Genomic DNA, 21271 nt, shown 5'->3' with positions numbered 1-21271 from the left:
GAGCAGGCGACTAAGACCCGGCAACCCAGACCAGGCAACCAACATCAGGACGTGGCGAGAAACGATGGGCGATTACGATTTCATCATTGCGGGCGGCGGCACGGCGGGCTGCATCCTGGCCAACCGGCTCAGTGCCGACGGCAAGCATCGGGTCTTGATGCTGGAGGCCGGGCAAGAAGCACGCAGCATGTGGATTTCCATCCCGGCGGGCTTCTCGAAACTGCTGGTGAACCCCGACTACAACTGGCGCTTTGCCACCGAGCCTGAAGACAACGTCTATGGTCGGACCATCGCGGTGCCGCGCGGCAAGGGCGTGGGGGGATCCACGCTGATCAACGGCATGATCTACGTGCGCGGCCAGCCCCAGGATTACGACGGCTGGGAAGCGGCGGGCGCAACGGGGTGGGGCCATGCGCAGGCCGAGCGCGTCTTCCGCAAGATCGAGCATTACGAAGCCGGGGGCGACACGCGCGGAAAGAACGGCCCCATGCACCTGGAAGAAGTGGCCGAACGGTTTCCCGTGTCCGACGCCTTTCTGCGCGCCGCGCAGGAAGACGGCCAGCCCTTGAACGCCGACTACAACAGCGGCAACCAGGAAGGCGTGGGCTACTACCAAGTGCTGCAGCGCCGCGGCCGTCGTTGGAGCGTGGTGGACGGCTACCTGAAGCCGGCAGCCACACGCAAGAACCTGCGTGTGGAATGCGGGGCACACGTGACGCGGCTGGTGTTCGAAGGCAAGCGCTGCGTAGGCGTCACCTACCGCAAGAACGGGCAGGAACACACGGTACGTGCCGGCCGCGAAACCATTCTGTGCATGGGCGCGGTGCAGTCGCCGCAGTTGCTGGAGTTGTCGGGCATCGGCAACCCCGCCTTGCTGCAATCGTTCAACATTCCGCTGGTGCACGCGCAGCCGCAGGTAGGTGAAAACTATATCGACCACTTCGCCACGCGCATGAACTGGCGGGTGAAGGGCACGGTGACCTTGAACGAGATGTCGCGAGGCTGGCGGCTGGCGCAGCAGGTGGCGCGCTACTACACGCGCCATACCGGCATCTTGACCTTGGGTACGGGCCTGGTGCACGGCTTTGTGAAAAGCGCGCCGGATCTGCCTACGCCCGATGTGCAGTTTTTCTTCGTGCACGCCAGCTATGCCAATGCCGCCGAACGCATCCTGGACCGGCAGCCGGGCATGACGATCGGCGTGGCGCAACTGCGTCCGGAATCGCTGGGTTCGATCCACCTTAAGTCGGCGGACCCTACCGCCGGCCCCGCAATCCGGCCCAACTTCCTGTCGGCGCAGATCGACCGTGACAGCCTGGTGGGCGGCATGAAGGTGGCGCGCCGTATCGTGGGGCAGCCCGCCATGCAACGCTACGTGGAATCCGAAATCAGCCCTGGCGCCGCCGTCGAAAGCGATGAGCAATGGCTGGACTTCGCGCGGCGCAATGGCCAGACCATCTATCACCCCATCGGTACCTGCCGCATGGGTTCAGACGCCGCCGCCGTGACCGACGTCAGGCTGCGTGTGAACGGCGTGACGGGCTTGCGCGTGGTGGATGCATCGGTGATGCCGAAGATGGTGTCCGGCAACACGCAGGCCGCCGTCATGATGGTGGCCGAACGCGGCGCGGAACTGATCCTGGAAGACGCGGCAACGGCGTGACGCGTCGTGGAAAGGGCGTGCAAGGCAGTAGCGCCTTGCACGCCTTCTTGCGAGCCGATCAGTAGATCAGCTAGATCAACCAATCGACGGATCAACGAATCAGCGGATCAAGAACCCCGCGCCCACCGGGTCGTTGCGGTCAATCACCCAGCGCGCGGTGCCCAGGATGCTGGCCGTGCCCTTCACCGTGGGGCGCACGGCGCGCGTACCGTTCAAATCCACTTCGCCCAGCAGGCAGCCTTCAAAGGTGCCGCTGCCCAACAAGCCTTCGGACTTGATCGCTTGGTTCAAGCCCATCTTTCCACGCGCCTCGAACATCGCCATCATGGCGCTGGTGCCCGTGCCGCCCGGCGAACGGTCCAACTGACCCGCGCTGAACACGTGCACGTTCTTGTAAAACGCGCCTTCGATCGTGGGCTGGTGCCAGAACGTGATGAAGTTCAGGTTGTTGATGTGCGCTTCGGTGGGATGCTGGATGCGATGGCGCGCGTTCAACTGGTCGCGCACGATCAAGCCCATGCGCGACAGCTCGGTGCCGTTGTCCGGCGAGATCCGCAGGTCGCACCCCGACAGGTCGACGATGCCGAAGTAGTTGCCGCCCCACACGATATCGGCGTGCAGCTTGCCGTAGCCAGGCAGTTCAACGGGGATGTCTTGCGCGGCCACATAGGCGGGCACGTTTTCAAAGCGCGTCCACAGTACGTTGTCGCCTTCGGACGCCACTTCCGACACGACCAGGCCCGCCGTGGTTTCAAAGCGGATCTTGGTGATGCCGTCCTTGCCGCGCGCGACCAGGCCGTTGGCCACCATCGCCATGCTGACCGCGATGGTGCCGTGGCCGCACATGTGCGAATACTCGGTGCCGTCGATGTAGATCAGGCCGGCGTCGAATTCGGGGCTGGACGGCGGCGTGAGGAACACGCCGAACATGTCTTTGTGGCCGCGCGGCTCGCGCATCAGCGCTTGGCGCAACCAGTCGTAGTTCTGCTCCAGAAAGGCCCGCTTTTCCAGGATGCTGGATCCGGCGGGGTAGGGGATGCCGCTATGCACGATGCACAGGGGCTCGCCTTCGGTATGGGTATAGATGACATCGAACGCGTCTTGCTTGCGCATGACTGTGGCTCCAGACTAAGTAGGATGAAGGGGAACTGCGGAAGGTGGGAAACTATTTGCCGCGTTCGGACAGCATGTCCAGGCCGACGGTCAAATCCAGAATGACGATAGCGATCACCGCAACCACAATCGTGGCGCCCGATACGGCTGCGATGGTCGGATCGATCGTGTACTGCACATAGTTGAAGAGCTTGACGGGAATGGTGTTCAGGTCCGCCGTGGTGTTGAAGATGGAAAGCTCCACGTTGATCCATGACGAGATGAACGCGAAGATCGAACCGGTGACGATGCCCGGCCGGATCTGCGGCAGCACCACCAGGAAAAACGTGGTCCAGGGGTTGGCGCCCAAGTCCGCCGACGCCTCCTCCAGCGCGCGCTGCTCCGGCGTCAGCAGGGTCAGCGTGGACCGCAACACGAAGGGCGCAATGATGACGATGTGCCCGATCAACAAAGACAGGAAGCTGCGCGTCAGGCCGAAGTACGCGCCGTACTGCAGCAGCGCCGCGCCCAGCACGATGTGCGGCAGCACCAGCGGTGACATCAGCACCGACGCCAGCGCCGCCTTGCCTGGAAACTCGTACCGGGCCAGGGCCAGCGCGGCCGGCACCGTCAGCAGCACCGCCGCGGCGGTTGCCGCCAGCGCCAGCACCGTGCTGGTGGTGAACGCGGCCATATAGCCGGCTTCCACCAGCAGCGTGCGATACCACTCCAGCGTCCACCCTTGCGGCGGAAACGCCAGATACGGCGTGGCCGTGAACGACGAGCCCAGGATCACGATCAGGGGCAGCGCCAAGTACGCCAGCACGGCCAGCGCGATCAGGCGGATCAGGTGGCGGGCGATCATCGCGCGGCTCCGGGTAAGGTGGCGGCGCGGTTGGCCAGCGCCACCAGGATCAGGGTGAAGACCAGCAGCACCATGCTCAACGCGCCGCCGTAATGGAAGTCGAACACCGAGCTGTATTGCTGGAAGATCAGCATCGACAGCACCGATATCCGCCCGCCGGACAGCAGCGCCGGCGTCACGTAGGCGCTGACCGCCAAGGTGAAGACGATGATGGCGCCTGACATCACGCCGGGCAGCGTCAGCGGCCAGGTGATATGAAAGAACGTTGCCGTGGGGCTGGCGCCCAAGTCGGCGGAGGCGTGCTCGCAAGCCGGATCCACCCGTGCCAGCGCATTGCCCACCGCCAGCACCACGAAGGGCAGCAGCACATAAACCATGCCGATCAGGATGCCCAGTTCGGTGCCGATAAAGCGCACGGGGCGGTCCGCCGCGCCCATGCCCACCAGGGCCTGGTTGACGAGCCCATTGCGGCCCAGCAGCACCATCCAGCCGAACGCGCGCACGATGTTGCTGGTGAACAGCGGCACCACCAGCAAGATCACGCAAAAGCGCCGCCATGCCTGCCAGCGCACGACGCGCACCAGATACCAAGCCAGCGGATACCCCAGGATCACGCAGACGATGGTGGTGAAGACGGCCAGGCGGAAGGTCGTCAGGATCACGTCCCAGTGGTACTGGTCGGCCAGCACGCGCAGGTACTGCTGGGTGGTCAACGACAGACCTGGTTCGCTACTGGTGACGCTGGCCAGCGCCACCACGGCCAGCGGGGCCAGGAAGAACGCCGCGAAGAACAGCACGGGCGCGGCCAGCAGCAGGCCGGGTGAGAGCCAGGCGCGCCGGTTCATGGCTGTTCACCGATCAAGTGCAGGTGTTCGGGCGCGAACGTCAGGCTGACGGGCGCGCCGGGACGCAAGCCGGATGGCGCGATGCCGCCATGGCGCGAAACGACGGTCTGCCCGTCGACGTCCACGTGAATCATGCTGTGGCTGCCCACATTGATGACGTCGGCGACCGTGCCGGTCAGCATGCCTGCCGCTTGGCCCTCGGCAAGACGCAGGTCTTCGGGACGCAGCACCGCCACGCCGCGCGGGGGAAGGGTCTTTACCGCGCTGTTGACGGTGTTGTTGCCCGGCAGCGGCACGCGCAGGTTTTGCAGGTCCAGTTGCAGCGTGTCGCCGGCGGCCGACGTGGCAAGCGTGAACGCCAGGAAGTTCGCGTCGCCGATGAACTCCGCCACGAAGCGGGTGGCGGGCTGGCGATAGATGTCCGTGCCCGCGCCCACTTGCTCGATGCGCCCGTCGTGCATGACGACCACGCGGTCGGCCATGGTCATGGCTTCTTCCTGGTCATGCGTGACGAAGATGAAGGCGATGCCGAGCTTGGCTTGCAGGTGCTTGAGTTCCAGTTGCATGCGCTTGCGCAGCTTCAGGTCCAGCGCCGAAAGCGGTTCGTCCAGCAGCAACAGCTTGGGCTGGTTCACGATGGCGCGCGCCAGCGCCACGCGCTGCTGCTGTCCACCGGACATCTCGCGCGGGTAACGCGGGCCGAAATCCGCCAGCCCCACCATGTCGAGCGCGGCGCGGGCGCGGTCGGCGGCGTCAGCCTTCGACGCGCCTTGGCGTCGCGGGCCGTACGCCACGTTTTCCAGCACGGTCATGTGCGGAAACAGCGCGTAGTTCTGAAACACCGTGTTCAAGGGGCGGTGGTGCGCGGGCAGGCGGCTGATGTCCTGGCCGTCGATCAGGATGCGGCCCGATTCCGGCTTCAGAAACCCGGCTATCGCGCGCAGCAACGTCGTCTTGCCGCAGCCGCTGGGGCCCAGCAGGGCCACGAATTCCCCCTGCTGGATGTCCAGGTCGATGCGGTCAAGCGCCTGGTAGGCGCCAAAGCGCATCGACACGTCTTCGATGGTGAGCAAAACGGACATGTTCAACCCCGGCCTAGCGCTTGCGAGCGACTTGGCGGTTCCAGGCGTCGGTAACCTCGGCGCGGCGGCTGTTGATGAGGTTCCAGTCGAACAGGCTCAGGTTCTCCACCGAGCCTTCGGCGCCCCACGGCAACTTGCGCGCCACATCCTTGGGCACCTGCACGCCCTTGACGGCTGGCCCCAGGTACAAGCGCGTGGCCAGGCACGCGGCGGCGTCCGGCGTCAGGGCGGTGTCGATGAACTTCTTGGCGGCGGCCGCGTTGGGCGCGCCCTTGACCAGATGCAGGCGGGCGTCGGTGGCCCAGGCGCCTTCCTTGGGCACGGCGAAGCCAATGGGCAGGCCCTTGTCGATCAAGTCCCACGCACCCACGTTGAAGTGCGCGCCGATGATGGCCTCGCCGCTTTGGTAGGCGTTGCTGGCCGCGCCCGAGCTATCGAAATAGAGCGCCGTGTCCAGCGAGGACAGCTTGGTGTATAGCGGCGCCAGATTCGACGGGTCTACCCCCCAGACGCGCGCCAGGAAGAACACGAAGGGCACGCCGGATGAATTCGCGGGCGAGGGCACGGCCACCGCGCCGGCGTACTCGGGCTTCCACAAGTCTTTCCAACTGGTGGGCGCCTGCGGCACTTCCTTGGTGTTGTAGGTGATGCCCAGCGAGTAGTAGCCGGTGCTGACGGCGTAGGCCGCGTTGCCATGGCGGTACACGCCCTGGTCGATCACGTTTTTCAGGTTCGGGATGGCGGCGGGGTCCAGCGTGTCCAGCACGCCGGCCTGCTGGGCCAGCTCACTGATGCCGCCGTCCATCCAGGCCACGTCGATGGTGGGCGCGTTCTTCTGCTGTTGCAGCTTGGCCAGCGTGGTGGTGGATGTGCCCACTTCCGGCACCACGGTCACACCCGTGGCCTTGGTGTAGGGGTCGGCCACGCAGGTGCGGAAGGCGTCGCCCCAGTTTCCGCCGTACCAGGCGACGGTGATCTTCTTGTCCTGCGCGCCTGCCGTGCCGGCCATCAATAGCCCGGCGCCCAGCAAGGCGGCGCTGAGTGCGCTGCGGGTAAGTGTTGCCATGTTGGATTCCCCTTGTCGATTTGTCGGCGTGTCTTGCAGTCTGACGCAATGGAAGCGGCACAGGACATCGCCATGGATGCATCTTGGGTGATCCGCGGGAAAACGAGCTTGAAGACGCGGGACAAAAACTTGAATAATTGCGTCATGAACACCGTCGTCTTCCCGCCCGCTGCGTCGTCCTCCTATGACGAGGATGCCGACGCCCTGCCTCGGGAGAAACCCGCACTGAACGTCGGCATTGTGCTGATGGACCAGTTCACGCTGGCCGCTTTCGCCGGTCTGGTGGATGTGTTGCGCCTGGCGGGCGACCACGGCGGGCGCAGCCGGCAGATCCATACGTCGTGGCGTGTCATGAGCTGGGATGGCAAACCGCGCTGCGCAAGCGCCGGGCTGACCATAGATGTGGCCGCCGCGCTGCCCGCGGACCCCGCCGAGTTCGACTACGTGGCGGTGTGCGGCGGCAACGACTATCACAACGGCCGTATGCCGGAACCCCTGCGCGACTGGCTGCGGCTGGCGGCGGCGCGGCGCGTGCGCTTGCTGGGCATTTGCACGGGCACCTTCGCCTTGGCGCAGGCCGGGGTGGTGGGCCCGCGCACCGTCTGCGTGCATTGGAATGTGCTGGACGCCTTCCGCGAACGCTTTCCGCAGACGCGCGCCGTGGTGGACCGCTTGTTCGTGGACGAAGGCGACCTGATTTCCTGCGCGGGGTCCACGGCGGCCATCGACCTGGCCTTGTACCTGGTGGCCAGGCATTGCGGGCGCGACAAGGCCCAGCAGGCCATGCGGCACATGATGTTGCAAGGCGTGCGCCCGGGGCGTGTGCCGCAAGCGCATTTCCGCACCGATCTATCCGGCATTCAAGACCTGCGGGTGCGGCAGGCCGCGCACTTTATCGAACAACGCATCGACAACCCGCCACCGCTGGACGCCATTGCGCGCTATGTCGGGGTGGGGCGCCGCCAATTGGAGCGGGCATTCCGGCTGGCCACGGGCAAGTCGCCCATGGCGTTTCAGCGGCAACTGCGCCTGGAATACGGAAGCTGGTTGTTGCTGAATAATCCTTGCAGCATCACGCAGATTGCGTTGGACTGCGGCTTTGCGGATGGCGCGCACTTCTCGCGTGACTTCCGCGCGCACTTTGGTTTGTCCCCACGGCAGTATCAACAGGCTCGCGGCTTGCTGGCCGTGGGCCAAGAGGGCGGCGCCGACGATTTTCCCGCCTGACCCTCGCCCTGACGCAAGGAGACGGCATGACGTATGACCTTTGGTATTGGGAAAGCATTCCCGGACGCGGCGAATTCGTGCGCCTGGCGCTTGAAGCAGGCGGCATTCCGTACCGCGAGCGGGTGCGCGAACCGGACGCCTCGGACGAGGCCCTGATCGAAGACATGCGCGCCCCGCGTGCGCATCCCCCGTTCGCGCCGCCGTATCTGGTGGCTGGCAAGATCACGCTGGGGCAAACCGCCAATATCCTGCTATTCCTGGGGGAAAAGCACGGCCTGGCGCCGGAATCCCTGGAAGGTCGGTTGTGGGTGAACCAGTTGCAATTGACCATTGCCGATATGGTGACCGAGGCGCACGACACCCATCACCCCATTTCGGCAAACGATTACTACGAAGACCAGAAAGAGGAAGCGGCACGGCGCGCCCGGGGCTTCCGGGAAGAGCGCATTCCAAAATTCCTGGCCTATTTCGAGCGCGTGCTCGCCGGGCCGTCCGCGTGGCTCGCGGGGGGAGACGGCTGGACCTACGTTGACCTTTCGCTTTTCCATTTGGTGGACGGGCTGCTGTACGCATTTCCGAAGCGCATGGGCACGGTGGCGGCGCATTATCCGAACGTCATGGCATTGCATGCGCGGGTCGCGGTGTTGCCGGCGTTGCAGCCCTATTTTTCGAGCGGAAGGCGGCTGCCATTCGGCGAATGCATATTCCGCCAGTATCGCGAACTGGATGCGCCATGAACTAAGCAGCGCCTGTTTGGTATTAATAATTAGGGCCAGTTCCGGTATCGGAGCTGGCCCTTTTGATTAATGCGATGGGGTCTAAACGTGACTTTGCGGTAACCCGATTGCACCTCAGGTGATACCGGGTTTATACGGAGAGAGCTACTCCCTATAAATGACTTTTGTGTCGTGATTTTCAAGTTTTTTTCACGGCACACGAGTCAATAGGTTGAGAAACGTACATTTATAGGATTAATATTTTCGACTGGATACATTCTGCAGGGTTTATCTTCTTTGTAGGTTTCGTCGCCGTTGGGGCGACGGACAAACGGGGTAGTGCATGCGGCGCGGCTTGCATTGCTTGGCTTGGGTTGGGACGCGCCAGTCAGTTCTGCTTTGAAAAACCTTTTGGTCATTGTCAGCAACTTTGTCCCATCCCTGGCAGGAGACGCCACTATGCAATGGACTACATTCAGCCGGTTGTTCCGTGGAAATCGCGGTATGCAAAAGGCGGACCTATACGGTCAGATATCCGCCATTCACAAGGCGCAGGCCGTGATCGAATTCGATCTCCAGGGCCATGTGCTGATGGCAAATCAAAATTTTCTGAACACCATGGGATATTCCCTGGACGAAGTGCTGGGCCAGCATCACGCCATGTTCATCGACCCGACTGAGCGCGAATCCGCGGAATACGCGGCGTTTTGGCACAAGCTGGGGCAGGGCGCCTACGACGCCGGACGTTATCGCCGTGTTCGCAAAGACGGCAGCGATGTCTGGCTGCAAGCCTCCTACAACCCCATCTTCGATAAGCGCGGACAACCGCTGAAGGTGGTGAAGTACGCCACCGACATTACCGACCAGCAACATCGACAGGCCGACACCGAAGGGCAATTGGCGGCGATATCCAAAGTGCAGGCGATTATCGAATTTGAACTCGACGGCACCATCATCCGCGCCAATGAGCTGTTTTTGAAAACCGTGGGCTATCAAGCCTCGGAAGTGGAAGGCCGCCACCACAGCATGTTTGTGCGCCCGGAAGAGGCACGCGGCGCGGCCTATAAGGAATTCTGGCGCAAGCTGCGTGCCGGCGAATACGACACCGGGCAATATCTGCGTATCGGCAAGAATGGCCGCCAGGTGTGGATCGAAGCCAGCTATAACCCGATCTTCGACGCCGAGGGCCGGCCGTTCAAAGTGGTGAAATTCGCCACCGACATCACCACGCGCTTTACCGCCGCGCAGACGCTGAGGGTGGCGGTGCAGGGCTTGACGGAAAACGCCGAGCGCGCGAGCCAGGCCAATGCCCTGGCGCTGGACGCAAGCCAGATTGCCGAGCAGGGCGGCAAGACCGTGCAGGGCGTGGTGCGCACCATGAGCGCCATCACCGAAAGCTCGCGCCGTATTTCCGAGATCATCGGCGTGATGGACGGCGTTGCCTTTCAAACCAACATCCTGGCGTTGAATGCCGCCGTGGAAGCGGCGCGGGCCGGCGCGCACGGCAAGGGGTTTGCCGTGGTCGCGGCCGAGGTGCGCAGCCTGGCGCAAAGCAGCGCCGCGGCCGCCAAGGAAATCAAAGGCCTGATCACCACGTCGGTCGAGCAGATTGAAAGCGGGGCGGGTCAGGTTCAATCGGCGGGCGCCACGATGGAAGACATCGTGGCGTCGTCGCGCCGGGTTACCGAGATCATGGCGGAAGTGGTGAATGTGTCGCTTGCCCAGTCGGCCAAGCTGGGCGGCGTGACGGAAGACATCACCAAGATGACCGCCGAGGCCGAGCAGACGTTGCGGGCCACCCAGGCTGCGGCCGATGCGCTGGAGGCGCGCCAAGCCCGCCAGCATCCCGTGGTCAAGCCAGTAACGGCCTCGGTGCGCGCCAGGCAGGCGGCCAATACCCCGCTGCCCCCGCCGCCGGTTTTGGAATATGTGCGGTATTGAGCGTGCGGTACTGAGCATGCGGTGTTGAGCGTGCCGCGCTGAGCCCCACGCGAGTGCGCTATAAAGACGGTTCTGTTTGAATCCCAGGCCTGGGCCGGACCCTTACCCGCCCAGGCCGATTATTTTTGCGGCCACCGTCCATGACTGAATCCGAAGCCCTGGCTCTTGCCTCGCACCGCCACTACAAAGGCGGCCTTTACCTGTATGTGGGCACGGCCCGCCACTCTGAAACCGAAGAGTCGATGGTGGTGTACGAACATTTGTGGCCGCACGAGCGTGGCCTGTGGGTGCGGCCCGCGTCGTTGTTCTTCGGTCAATTGGCCGACGGCTCGCCGCGCTTCGCGCCCTTGCGCGCGGGGGCAGTGACGCCGTGACGTTCTATAACCGGCGCCCGCGCACGGGCACTGCGACGTCACGCACGGCAGGCAAGCCCACCCAAGCGTCGGCGGCGTTGACGTCGGCCTTGCAGGCGCTGCGTGGTCCCTTCATCGTGGCCGACTTGGAAACCACCGGGCTGTCCACCGCCACGTGCGAGATCCTGGAATTCGCGGCGGTCCGCGTCGAGACCTGCGGCACGTTGGCGCGCGAGTACACGCAGGTGGTGCGCACGGCCTCGCCCGTGCCGTCCTTCATCACCCGGCTGACCGGCATCACGCAGGCCGAAGTCGACCGACATGGGGTGCCGGTGATGCAGGCGTTTTCGTCTTTCCTGGCGTTTGTCGAAGACTTGCCGGTGTTCTTCCACAATGCGTCGTTCGACCGGCGCTTCCTGGGGGCGGCGGCGGATCGGACGGGGTTGCCGTTTCTGAATCCAACGCATTGCACCCTGGCGCTGGCGCGGCGCGCCTGGCCGGAATTGCCCTCGCACAAGCTGGATATCCTGGCCCGCCACGTGGGCGCTTCGAACCCCACGCACCGGGCGCTGGCCGATGTGCGCACCACGGTCGCCGTGGCGCTGGCCGCCAATGCGCGCCTGGCCTTGGGGCAAGCCGCGCCGGCGTAGGCCTCAGATCACTTGCTGTTCGTGATGCACCAGGGGCGGCTCGACGAAGAACCCCCCGACCAGCTTGCGCCACTCTTGAAAGTCAGGCGATTCGCGGAAATCCACCATGTGGTTTTCAACCGTTTCCCAGGCGACGACCAGGGTGTAGCGCTGCGGTTGTTCGATGCTGCGGTGCAGTTCCATCCCGTGGCAGCCACGGGCACGCAGGAACAGGGGCTTGGCTTGCGCGACGCCTGCCTCGAACAGCGCTTCCTGTCCTTCACGCACATGGATGCTGGCAATTTCCTGGATCATGACGGGGTCTCCAATGAATTGGGGCCAGGTGGGTCCTGGCCGGCCGGAGTAGTATGGCGGAAATTTCTTATATCAGCCTGACCGATGAATTCCCGAGCCGCCGTCCTGACTCGCCTTGTTGCCCTTCGCCTGCTTTGGTATGTGGCGATCGGCGCCATTGCGCTGATGGCCCTGGTGCTGCACACCCAGTTCAGTGTGGCCGTGGTGCTCTCCGCGATTGCCATCTACATTCCTTTGTCGATGCTGTGCCTGCCGCTGATGGCATGGCTGTGCGTTGGCCGCGTGACGCCGCCAGCCGGGCCTGGGTTGCCGCCCGTGTGGCCGGCGTGGCTGGCAGGCGCGCTGGGCATGTCGCTGCTGGCCAGCTACCACGTGCTGGCCGATCCAGTCTTGGCGGAGTGCGGTTTCCTGCTGCTGTTGGTGGGGGTTGATCTTGCATTGGCCCGCCGCGAGGCGGGGCTGTTCATCCAGGCGCAGTTCCTCCGCGTGTAGTCAACACGTGCCTGTCGATACGCGCGTAGTGAGTCCGGGCGTAGTTAATCCACGCCATGCGACATTCGCAAACTTCTCAGTAATCCTAAAGGCCATCAGCGCCTGACCACCCCGGCGTGCGCGCTAGGCGCCTTGCCTGAGCCGCTCGCGCCTTTTGCCATCCTTAGAGTTGAACCCGCGTCCGCGCGCGTCGACATCGACTGCGCCTTTCATCGGCCATATGCATGGTTTGATGCGGCGCTGTTCGTCATTTTTGCGCTTCGTTTCATGCGTTGCGCTCGTCCACAAAGACGCGATCGACCGTTTAGCCGATATCGACATGCCTAGGACGGAGCAATCATTCCGTACCAATACGAAAGTCCCACGCCCAGCCTTGTTGCCAGGCGCATGGCAGGACGTAGCGGTCCGCGCCGGTCGGCCACCGGCACCTGTGTATCCGCATGAAGCGGGTCAGGAGGAGCTCAAATGAAAAAGCTCGCAGCAGTCGCAGCCCTGTCATTGTTTGCCGCATCGGCTTATGCCAGTGGGCCGAACATCTCGTCCGTGTCGATCACCGGCCATGCCGGCACGATCAACGGCACGGCCTCATCCATCTCGAACGGCAGTTCGGTGGTGGCCACCCAAGTCAACGGCTATGGCTCTTCCAGCCAGACGTCGTTCGGCGAAACGGGTGGCGTCGCGCAAGTGGGCGGGTCGTTCAACCATGAGGGCACGACGGTGGTGACCAGTACGCGCCAGTACGCCACCAGCGAAACCTACGGCAGCGTGTCGGGCAACGCGCCGATCATGGTCGGCGACAGCATCGCCAACGGCGGCGCCACGTTCGGGCAGACGGAAACCGTGGCGTCGGCCGCGGGCACCTTCAAGGCCGCCAACATCGGCGCGTTTGGGGCGATTGGTGGGGTTGGATCGATGGGCCACGTTGGTGGCTTCAATCGCTGACCCAATTATCCGGACGGCTTCGGCCGTCCGGTCGAGGGGACATCATGAAGAAAATCGTGTTTGCAATCACGCTGTCGCTGGTGGCCGGCTCGGCCTTCGCGCAGACCAGCAATTCAAGTTCCACGACCTCTGCAACGTCGGGGTCGACCAACGCCGGCAATAACCAGGGCATTACGTTCAACTCAAGCAACAACGGCTCCAGCTCGGTGAAGACGGTGCCCCCGGTGGGCGGTCAGAGCTTCTACGGATCGTTTTCGTCGGATAGCTGCATGGTGTCCGCCGGCGGCGGCGGTTCGGTCATTGGCTTCGGCATGAACGTGGCGGTGCCGATCGAAGATCAGAAGTGCAGTTTGCGGCGCAATTTCGAACGCACCATGCAGGCAGCGGCCTCCACCAAGGATGCCGACCGTTCGCGACGCCTGGAAACGGCGGCCATCGACATCCTGTGCCAGACGGACGACCGCACCAAGGCCGCGCTGGTGGCGCAAGGCCTGTGCACCAACCCTGCCTTGACGACGGCGGACCATCGCTTCGATAACACGGCCGTGGCGCAAGCCGCACCGACGTCGACGGCAGCCACCGTGCCAGCCGTGCCAGCGCAGAACCGGGTGCAGACCCGGGTTCAGGCGCCGCCACTGGCAACCGTGGCCGCGATGCAGCCGTATCCGGTGCAAACCGCGCAGACCACCGCGCTGGCGTCGCCGCCCTTGCGCAACCCGCGGCTAGAGCGCCAGCAGTTCGCCGACCTGTATTCGCCCGGTTGAAGAGAAGGGGGGCGGCGCCTACGCCGTGGGCGGCGGCGCCACTCCCTTGGTCTCTTGCTCCGCGCTGAACGGCGAGGGCGATGACAGCAACATCGTCGGCGGCGACGACACTTCCAGCCCGGCGTCGTGCAAGCGCTTGAGGACGGTGAACAGCAGGGCGCTGCGTACCCCGTAGGCGGCGCGCGGCGACGACACGTAGCCCCTGGCGTTGAAAATCAGATGCCCGTTATCAATGCCGTCCAAAAACACGTTGGGGGCGGGGGTCTCCAGTACGTCCTCATGGTCCGTGAAGGCTTGCAGGATCAGTTCGCGCACCGCTTCGGCGTCGGTCGACAGCGGCATCGGCAGCTTGATCTGCACCAGCCCCAGCGGATTCGAGTGTGTCACGTTGCGCACGGTTTTCGTCACGAATTCCGAGTTCGGCACGATCACGGTAGAACGGTCGCCCATCTGGATTTCGGTGGCGCGCACGTTGATGCGCAGGATGTCGCCTTCGACGCCGCCCAGCGACACCCAGTCGCCCACTTTCACCGGCCGTTCGGCCAGCAGGATCAGGCCCGACACGAAGTTCTGCACCACGGCTTGCAAGCCGAAACCGATACCCACCGACAGCGCGCTGGCGATCCATGCCACGCGCTCCAGGCCGATGCCGGCGGCTGACAACGACAGCGCAAACGCAATCACAAAGCCCGCATAGCCGAACAAGGTGGCGGCGGACAGCTGCATGCCCGGGTCCAGTTCCGTGGTGGGCAGATAGCGGTTCGACAACCAGCGCTTGAGCAATTTGACGCTGAGCAGCGACAAGGCCAACACCACCAGTGCTTGCAACACCGCACCCGGGCGGATCTGCGCTTCGCCGATCGACAAGCCCTTGTGCAGTTGGTCAAAGCGCTGCACCAGGTCCATCGGACCTTCGCCGAACGGGGCCAGCAGCAAGATGATGGCCAGCAACGCGACCAACACGCGCCCCAAGCCGGACAGCAGCACGGCCGCCTGGTCGCGCAGGCTGGCGCCTTCACGTTCACCCTCGCGGTGCGTCGTGCCCAGCAGCGTGCTGAATCCATCTTCGATCAGGATCGCCACCAGGTAGGCGGAGGCCAGTACGATCAAGACCCACAGCGCCTGCTTGGCCAGGAATGCGCCGAACGCGACATAGCCCGCCAGCAAGCAGGCCAGGCTCAGGACCAGCACTGCCCAGAGGATGCCCAGCAGCAGCGAAATCCAGAAGGGCGCGGGCGCCTCGGTTTCCTGGATCAGCTTCTGCCGCAGGCGACGGCCGATCACCAGCACGGCGCTCATGGTCGCCATGATCAACGCGGCCACGATGCCGGTCAACGTGATCGTCGTGGTCAGGCTGGCGTTGAGCAACACCGGCAGGCGTTCAGCCAGCCAGATCATCACCACCAGCGTGCCCAGCAGATTCGGCAGCCATTGCAAGCGCGTGGCGGCGGCATTGCTGATGGGCGGCAAGCGCCACGAGGGGCGTTTCCGGGACAGCAGCGCGTTGCCAAGCCCCGAGACATAACCGCCGAAACAGACGGTGGCCACCAAGGTTGCCAGCAACGAGACCGTGTTGTCGGACAGTTGCGAATCCCAATCCAGGCCGGTGTGGATCAGCAAGGCGATGATGCCGGGCGTCGCCACCGACAGCACCACTTGCGCTACGGCCAGGAACGAGCGGCGCAGCCGGCCGGGCGGCACGCGGGTGGCGGTCAGGCGAAGGATCAGCCGGCCGATCCAGATGCGCAGCGCGATGGTCAGCGCGGCGGCGCCGGCTAGCAACAGCCAGCCCCACTTCGGCGTTTGGACGACGGCGGTCGCCAGGTCATCGCCCAAGGCTTCCAGGCGCTGGAGGTCTCGCGGAAACTCTTCCTGGAATTCGGTCCAGAACTGGCCCGACAAGAATGAATCGCGGCGTTCACCCAGGCGCGCCTGAAATTGCTTGCGCCGCTGTGCCGAAATCTGTTCGGCGGTCTGGCCCGCGTCCACCGACAACAGCCGGGCCAGCTTGATCTGCGCATCCAGCGCACGGCTGTTCTTTTCCAACTGCGCGCGCTGGGCCGCGACGTCGGGCGCCTCCTTGGCGCCTTCCGGTGGCACGCCCAGTTCGCTCAAGCGGGCAGTCACGCTGGCCAGTTGCGGCGTCAACGCCTCGCTGACCGCGTCGGCCTTGGACTGGATGTCGAGCGCGTCGCCACGTTGCTTGACCAGTGTGGCGTCATCGGTTTCGTCGGCGACACGCTTGCGCATGTCGTCGATCTGCTTGCGGGCAGCGGCCAACTGCGTTTCGAATTCCGCCGGGTTCTGGGGTGGCGCCGCAAAGGCGGGCATCAGGCAAAACGTCAGCAGCATTGCCGCGATCAGCGCCGCGAAAGCGGGCATGCGCGAACGGCGCTTGCACAAGAGCAGGAGGGGAGCGGTGTAGTTCATATTCCGGGGGCGAGTCACTCGCGTCGAGGCGGCAGCATACCAAGGCCTTGCTTTGCCCGTTGCAACAAAAATAGTGCTGTGTCCCCGGTATATCGAGCACGGTTCGACAGCCGATAATCGGACCGCTGTCAGGGCCATAAACAGGGGCGGATCAGTTTCAGCGGTTTAGTGGCGCTTTGCCTGGCGTGTGGCGCGCAATCCCTCTTTACGAGGCCAACGTTTGGAATCAACTCGGTCGCGCTGGCGTACCCCGTGGCACGACTTTTTTCGGCTTGCCCAGCACCGCATCGCAGACGTCCAGCCACGCCCGCGCAGCGTACGACAGGTAGCCCGATTGCAGCCAGATATGCCCCACCTCCCATTGCATGCCCGACTTCGCCAGCTTGGCGGTGCTTAGGCCGCGCGTCTTCATGCGCTGCATCAGGGGTTCGGGCAGCAGCGCCACGCCCAGGCCGGCGGACGCCATCGCGACCAGAAAGTCCCAGTGCGCGCTTTGCGCGGCGATGCCGGGTTGAAAGCCCGCGTCGGCAAAGGCTTGGCGCAAGCGGCGGGTGATGGCAAAGTCGTCGGTGGGAATCAGCAGGCGCGCGTCGCGCAGGGCGCTCAGGGGCAGCGACGTTTTGCCGGCCCATGGCGCGTCGGGCGGCCCGATTACCCAGATGGGGTAGTTGCCGAACGGCTGCGCGGCCAATCCGCCGTCGGGCGCAATGGGCAGGATGGTGGCGCCTACCTCGAGTTCACCGCTGGCGACCAGGCCTTCAACCGCTTGGCCGGTGCCCTCGCGCAACGTCAGATGAATACCGGGATGCAGTTCGCGAAAGCGCTTCACCACCGGCGTGAACAGCAGGTTGATCATTGGCGGAATGCCGACCTCCAGCGCCCCGCGCCGCAAGTCGGCCGTCTGCCGCATTTCTTCGCTCAGTTGGCGCATGGTCTCCAGCACCTGTAGCCCACGCTGGTACATGACGCGCCCGGTGTCTGTGGGCCGGGCGGTGTGGCCGTCGCGAATCAGCAGCGGTGTACCGGCCTCGTCTTCCAACTGGCGAATCATTTTGCTGACCGTCGATTGCGTCACGAACAGCGTCTTGGCCGCCTGCGTGAAGCTGGCATGCCTGACGGTTTCAACGAAATAACGCAATGCGCGCACGTCCATGGCGGCGGGTTCCTGTGGCGCAATGCGCGTGAAGGCAATTCAAACTATGAAAAAAACGACTGGATTGAATGATTTTAAGTCATTACGAGATTCAAGCGTGCGTTTCTATACTGCGGAAAATTCTTCCGGCGCGGGCGTAATCCGTCCTCGTCGGGATATCGGGAAACGCCGCGTCAGACGGTGTCCGGGCGCTTGCGCGGTATCGCCACGCCCGGCCGCGAGCCGTTGGCCTTTAAATCTGGAGACACCATGCATCTCGACCGTATTCGCCATCCTGGCCTGCTCGCCAAGATCACGTCCGCCGACCAGGCGGCATTGTTGATTCAGGACGGCATGACCGTTGGCATGAGCGGGTTCACCCGTGCGGGCGACTGTAAGTCCGTGCCGGCGGCGCTGGCCAGCCGCGCGGAACGCGAGCCGCTGTCGATCACGCTGATCACCGGCGCGTCGCTGGGTCACGATACGGACAAGATGCTGGCCCAGGCGAATGCACTGGCGCGCCGCATGCCGTTCCAGGTCGACACGACTTTACGGCGCAAGATCAACCAGGGCGAGATCGCTTTCATTGATCAGCACCTGTCTGAAACGGTGGAGCAATTGCGGGCCGGCCATATCGGACCGATCAACGTGGCAATCATCGAAGCCGCCGCCATCACGGAAACCGGCGCGATTGTGCCCACGATGTCCGTGGGCAATTCGGCGTCGTTCGCGCAACAGGCCGACAAGATCATCATCGAGCTGAACGTCGGCGTGCCCGCCGCCATCGAAGGGCTGCACGACATTTATGTGCCGGCCGAGCGCCCGGCGCGACAGCCCATCGGCCTGATGTCGGTGGACCAGCGTATCGGCCAGCCCTTCATTCAGGTCGACGCGGACAAGATTGCCGCGATCGTCATCACGCACGAACCCGACAGCCCGTCCAACGCCCTGCCGCCGGACGAAGACACCAACGCCATTGCCGGCCACATCAATACGTTTTTGCGGGGCGAAGTGGATGCCGGTCGCCTGACCAATGCGCTGCTGCCGCTGCAGGCAGGCATTGGCACCATCGCCAACGCCGTGCTGCATGGTTTTGAATCGTCAGACTTCGACGCGCTGACCATGTATTCCGAAGTGCTGCAAGACAGCGCCATCGAATTGCTGGACCAAGGCAAGCTGGCGTTCGCGTCGGCCTCGTCCATCACCGTGTCCAAACCGGTGTACGACAAGATCCTGGCCAACATGGAGCACTACCGCGAACGCATCGTGCTGCGCCCGCAGGAAATCAGCAACGCGCCTGAAGTCGTCCGTCGCCTGGGGGTCATCGCGATCAATACGGCTTTGGAATTCGATATCTACGGCAACGTGAATTCCACGCATGTGGGCGGCACGCACATGATGAACGGCATCGGCGGCTCCGGCGATTTTGCGCGCAACGCTCATCTGGCAATCTTCGTTTCCAAGTCCATGGCCAAGAACGGCGACATTTCCAGCGTGGTGCCGATGGTGTCCCATGTGGACCATACCGAGCACGACGTGGACGTGCTGGTCACCGAGTGCGGTCTGGCGGACCTGCGTGGGCTGGCGCCCCGGGAGCGCGCGCGCGCCATCATCCAGCATTGCGTGCATCCGTCCTACCGCGCCGCCTTGCAAGATTATTTTGACCGCGCGTGCGAACGTGGCGGGCAAACGCCGCATCTTCTGGAAGAGGCGTTTTCGTGGCATCAGCGTTTCAACGAAACGGATTCCATGCTGCCGGCCAAGCCCTCGGCCCGCAAGGCGGCCTGAGCGCGCGTTAGTCGGTGGGCTGTTGCTGCTGCGGCGTGACAAGCGCGCAGCGCGACAGCTCCAACTCGTCATGCAGCCACTGCTTCAGCGCAACCAGCGGCGCCCAGTCCCGGAGGCTTGGCGGGTAAACCAGGTGGTAGGTCTGCGCTTGCTCGTAGTGCACGCTCATGGGCGACACGCGCACCAGACGCCCGGCGCACAGTGCGTCGGCGGCAAGTAGCTCGCGGCCCAGCGTAATGCCCAGTCCTTGCTCGGCGGCTTGCAGCATCATGCCGGCGTCGTTGAACGTCGCGACCGGCGTAACGGGCGTGCGCAACCCCGCCGCGTTGAACCAGTGTTGCCACATTTCCCGCTCGCCCAGCAGCGGCTGGCGAGCCAATGTTTCAGCACTATCGTCTTCAAGCTGGGCCGCGGTCTCCGGCGAGGCTAAAGCGATCAGCGGCAAGGGCATGTCGAACAGCGGTTCAGACTCCACCCCCGCCCAGGGGCCGCGCCCAAATCGCAAGGCGGCATGAAAGCCGTCGCGTACCAGATCGACAACTTGCTGAGACGTTTCTATCTCTAGCGAAAGCCCCGGATTTCGCGCGCGCCAGCGTGCCATGCGAGGCAACAGCCAACGCTGCGCGAACGAGGGCAACACCGACACCCGCAGCCGCTGCTCACTGCCCGTGGCTGACGCCGCCGCAGCCATAACGCCCTCATCCAACAGCGCCAGTGCGCTCTGCACGCTGCACAGCAGCGCCGCGCCTGCGCTGTTCAAGACAATGCCACGTCCGCTGCGCTCAAACAGCGGAAAGCCCAACTGCTCTTCCAACCCTTTGATCTGCTGGCTGACCGCGCTGTGCGTCAAGTGCAGCCTTTCGGCAGCCGCGCGCAAGTTCTGCAGTTCGGCCACCGCCCGAAAGGCGGGCAAGGTATTCAGGGGCAGGCGCATGGTGAGCTATCCAGGCAATAAAACGTTCGGTTAGCGTAACTGACCAATAAGCGGAAAACAATTGGATTTTCAGGGTTGGTTTGGGCGATTACGCTTACCAAAACGTCGAACGTCACAAGGAGGCGCTCATGTCTGCCCAAATTTCTACTCCCTATTCCTTCCCCGCCGCCGCTTCAGCCCAGCAGCATGTCATGGCTGCCCCGCGCCAGGCCGGACTGCTTAGCCTGTTGTGGGCGGCGTATTGCCAATGGCGTCTCCAGTCTCGCCTGCGCAATCTCGCCGCTGACATGGATCCGCACATCATGAAAGACATGGGCGTGCCAGAGTGGCTGGTCCACGAAAGCACGGTTCAACGCCAACTGGAACGCATGCGCAATGCCGACTACCTGCGCTGGTAGCGGTGTAGCGGTTCCTCGATGGTCATCGGCTCCTCTGGCTCTCTCTATATATAGAAGGCGTTTTGATGACGCGCGCCTTCTCTATATAGAGGGGAAGGGTGAAAGAGGGCGTTAGATGCAGGCTTAGCCCAGAGTTTTGCTTCCCCGCCATGACGGGCGCAAAACTTGTGCTATAGTCTCGCTCCTTCGCAGTTCAGGCAGTTTTTGAGCCGCGAAGCCAAGCAAGCGCAACAGGCCACCCGGCAGGCGATCCGCAAGGAAACCTAACCCGGCCTGCCGCAAAGCAGCCAGTAAGTAGTTAAGCTGGCAGCCAAGCGGTTATTGCAAGGATTGCAGCAAATCAGGCAAAAGCCAGTTGCGCAATCTGCAAAAATCGTGCTATAGTCTTGGGCTTGGCTGGTGATGGCGATTCAGGGTTTACCCGGATCAATATTGCGAGCCACCTGGTTCAGTAACCAACCTCTGGATTCCAGAGCCAACGCAAAGCGTAAGCGAGCGGCGGGGTTGCAAGATAGGATGCAAATTAGGCAAGAGCCGGTTGCATAATCTGCAAAAGTTGTGTTATAGTTTCAGGCTTGGCAGTTGCCGAAAACTTAG

20 protein-coding genes are annotated in these 21271 nt (G+C 63.7%); 11 read left to right on the top strand and 9 right to left on the bottom strand.

Annotation, left to right across the window (positions count from 1 at the left end):
- Nucleotides 1–64 precede the first annotated feature (64 nt).
- Nucleotides 65–1663 carry a GMC family oxidoreductase gene (locus M2361_RS11980; protein ID WP_259249305.1) on the top strand — a complete coding sequence of 533 codons (1599 nt, stop codon included), beginning with the start codon at nt 65–67 and terminating at the stop codon, nt 1661–1663.
- Nucleotides 1664–1762: 99 nt separating this feature from the next.
- On the opposite strand, the gene M2361_RS11975 is transcribed toward M2361_RS11980, so the two are convergent.
- From M2361_RS11975 to M2361_RS11955, 5 genes are read right to left on the bottom strand one after another with little or no spacing between them, the layout of a single operon-like run.
- Nucleotides 1763–2776 (bottom strand): proline racemase family protein, encoded by a 1014-nt coding sequence (locus M2361_RS11975; protein WP_259249304.1) that lies wholly within the window; start codon nt 2774–2776, stop codon nt 1763–1765.
- Nucleotides 2777–2828: 52 nt separating this feature from the next.
- A complete protein-coding gene (locus M2361_RS11970) occupies nt 2829–3620 on the bottom strand; it encodes an ABC transporter permease (protein WP_259249303.1) in 792 nt (263 codons plus the stop codon).
- The gene (locus M2361_RS11965; RefSeq protein ID WP_259249302.1) at nt 3617–4465 is read right to left on the bottom strand and encodes an ABC transporter permease; all 849 of its coding nucleotides are present in this window, start codon (nt 4463–4465) and stop codon (nt 3617–3619) included. The genes M2361_RS11970 and M2361_RS11965 overlap by 4 nt, the downstream gene beginning before the upstream one ends.
- On the bottom strand, nt 4462–5547 hold the full coding sequence (locus tag M2361_RS11960; RefSeq protein ID WP_259249301.1) for an ABC transporter ATP-binding protein: 1086 nt from the start codon (nt 5545–5547) through the stop codon (nt 4462–4464). Before M2361_RS11960 ends, M2361_RS11965 begins: the two co-directional genes overlap by 4 nt.
- 13 nt (nt 5548–5560) lie before the next feature.
- Entirely contained in the window at nt 5561–6613 is a 1053-nt protein-coding gene (locus M2361_RS11955; protein WP_259249300.1) for an ABC transporter substrate-binding protein, read from the bottom strand.
- A gap of 144 nt (nt 6614–6757) precedes the next feature.
- Here M2361_RS11955 and M2361_RS11950 point away from each other — a divergent pair, with 144 nt between their 5' ends.
- The 5 genes from M2361_RS11950 (at nt 6758) to M2361_RS11930 (ending at nt 11500) form a co-directional block, all read left to right on the top strand.
- Entirely contained in the window at nt 6758–7840 is a 1083-nt protein-coding gene (locus M2361_RS11950; RefSeq protein ID WP_259249299.1) for a GlxA family transcriptional regulator, read from the top strand.
- Between the two features lie 26 nt (nt 7841–7866).
- Entirely contained in the window at nt 7867–8577 is a 711-nt protein-coding gene (locus M2361_RS11945) for a glutathione S-transferase (protein WP_100855013.1), read from the top strand.
- Between the two features lie 438 nt (nt 8578–9015).
- On the top strand, nt 9016–10497 hold the full coding sequence (locus M2361_RS11940; RefSeq protein ID WP_259249298.1) for a methyl-accepting chemotaxis protein: 1482 nt from the start codon (nt 9016–9018) through the stop codon (nt 10495–10497).
- Between the two features lie 140 nt (nt 10498–10637).
- Entirely contained in the window at nt 10638–10871 is a 234-nt protein-coding gene (locus M2361_RS11935; RefSeq protein ID WP_259249297.1) for a DUF1653 domain-containing protein, read from the top strand.
- Nucleotides 10868–11500, top strand: a complete 633-nt coding sequence (locus tag M2361_RS11930; protein WP_100855016.1) for a PolC-type DNA polymerase III — start codon at nt 10868–10870, stop codon at nt 11498–11500. The genes M2361_RS11935 and M2361_RS11930 overlap by 4 nt, the downstream gene beginning before the upstream one ends.
- 3 nt (nt 11501–11503) lie before the next feature.
- On the opposite strand, the gene M2361_RS11925 is transcribed toward M2361_RS11930, so the two are convergent.
- The gene (locus M2361_RS11925) at nt 11504–11794 is read right to left on the bottom strand and encodes an antibiotic biosynthesis monooxygenase (protein WP_100855017.1); all 291 of its coding nucleotides are present in this window, start codon (nt 11792–11794) and stop codon (nt 11504–11506) included.
- 84 nt (nt 11795–11878) lie between these two features.
- Here M2361_RS11925 and M2361_RS11920 point away from each other — a divergent pair, with 84 nt between their 5' ends.
- From M2361_RS11920 to M2361_RS11910, 3 genes are all read left to right on the top strand, one after another.
- Nucleotides 11879–12286, top strand: coding sequence for a hypothetical protein (locus M2361_RS11920; protein WP_259249296.1), 408 nt, complete (start codon nt 11879–11881; stop codon nt 12284–12286).
- 465 nt (nt 12287–12751) lie between these two features.
- Entirely contained in the window at nt 12752–13228 is a 477-nt protein-coding gene (locus M2361_RS11915; RefSeq protein WP_100855019.1) for a hypothetical protein, read from the top strand.
- A 44-nt stretch (nt 13229–13272) separates the two neighbouring features.
- Nucleotides 13273–13992, top strand: a complete 720-nt coding sequence (locus M2361_RS11910; protein WP_259249295.1) for a hypothetical protein — start codon at nt 13273–13275, stop codon at nt 13990–13992.
- A gap of 18 nt (nt 13993–14010) precedes the next feature.
- Here the strand turns inward: M2361_RS11910 and M2361_RS11905 are convergent, their stop codons facing one another.
- Both M2361_RS11905 and M2361_RS11900 read right to left on the bottom strand, forming a co-directional pair.
- On the bottom strand, nt 14011–16374 hold the full coding sequence (locus M2361_RS11905) for a DUF3772 domain-containing protein (RefSeq protein WP_259249294.1): 2364 nt from the start codon (nt 16372–16374) through the stop codon (nt 14011–14013).
- A 274-nt stretch (nt 16375–16648) separates the two neighbouring features.
- Nucleotides 16649–17575: a LysR family transcriptional regulator gene (locus M2361_RS11900; RefSeq protein ID WP_259249293.1), complete on the bottom strand. Its 927-nt coding sequence runs from the start codon at nt 17573–17575 to the stop codon at nt 16649–16651.
- A 249-nt stretch (nt 17576–17824) separates the two neighbouring features.
- Here M2361_RS11900 and M2361_RS11895 point away from each other — a divergent pair, with 249 nt between their 5' ends.
- Nucleotides 17825–19342, top strand: a complete 1518-nt coding sequence (locus M2361_RS11895; protein ID WP_259249292.1) for an acetyl-CoA hydrolase/transferase family protein — start codon at nt 17825–17827, stop codon at nt 19340–19342.
- A gap of 7 nt (nt 19343–19349) precedes the next feature.
- Here M2361_RS11895 and M2361_RS11890 read toward each other — a convergent pair whose 3' ends face one another.
- A complete protein-coding gene (locus M2361_RS11890; RefSeq protein WP_259249291.1) occupies nt 19350–20276 on the bottom strand; it encodes a LysR substrate-binding domain-containing protein in 927 nt (308 codons plus the stop codon).
- A gap of 128 nt (nt 20277–20404) precedes the next feature.
- Here M2361_RS11890 and M2361_RS11885 point away from each other — a divergent pair, with 128 nt between their 5' ends.
- The gene (locus M2361_RS11885; RefSeq protein WP_259249290.1) at nt 20405–20674 is read left to right on the top strand and encodes an isoleucyl-tRNA synthetase; all 270 of its coding nucleotides are present in this window, start codon (nt 20405–20407) and stop codon (nt 20672–20674) included.
- Nucleotides 20675–21271: the final 597 nt, after the last annotated feature.

The sequence above is a fragment of the Achromobacter sp. JUb104 genome (assembly GCF_024806975.1).
Lineage (GTDB): Bacteria > Pseudomonadota > Gammaproteobacteria > Burkholderiales > Burkholderiaceae_B > Achromobacter > Achromobacter spanius.
Note: the sequence above shows the minus strand (reverse complement) of the source record. Positions and strands in the feature narration are given on the sequence as shown.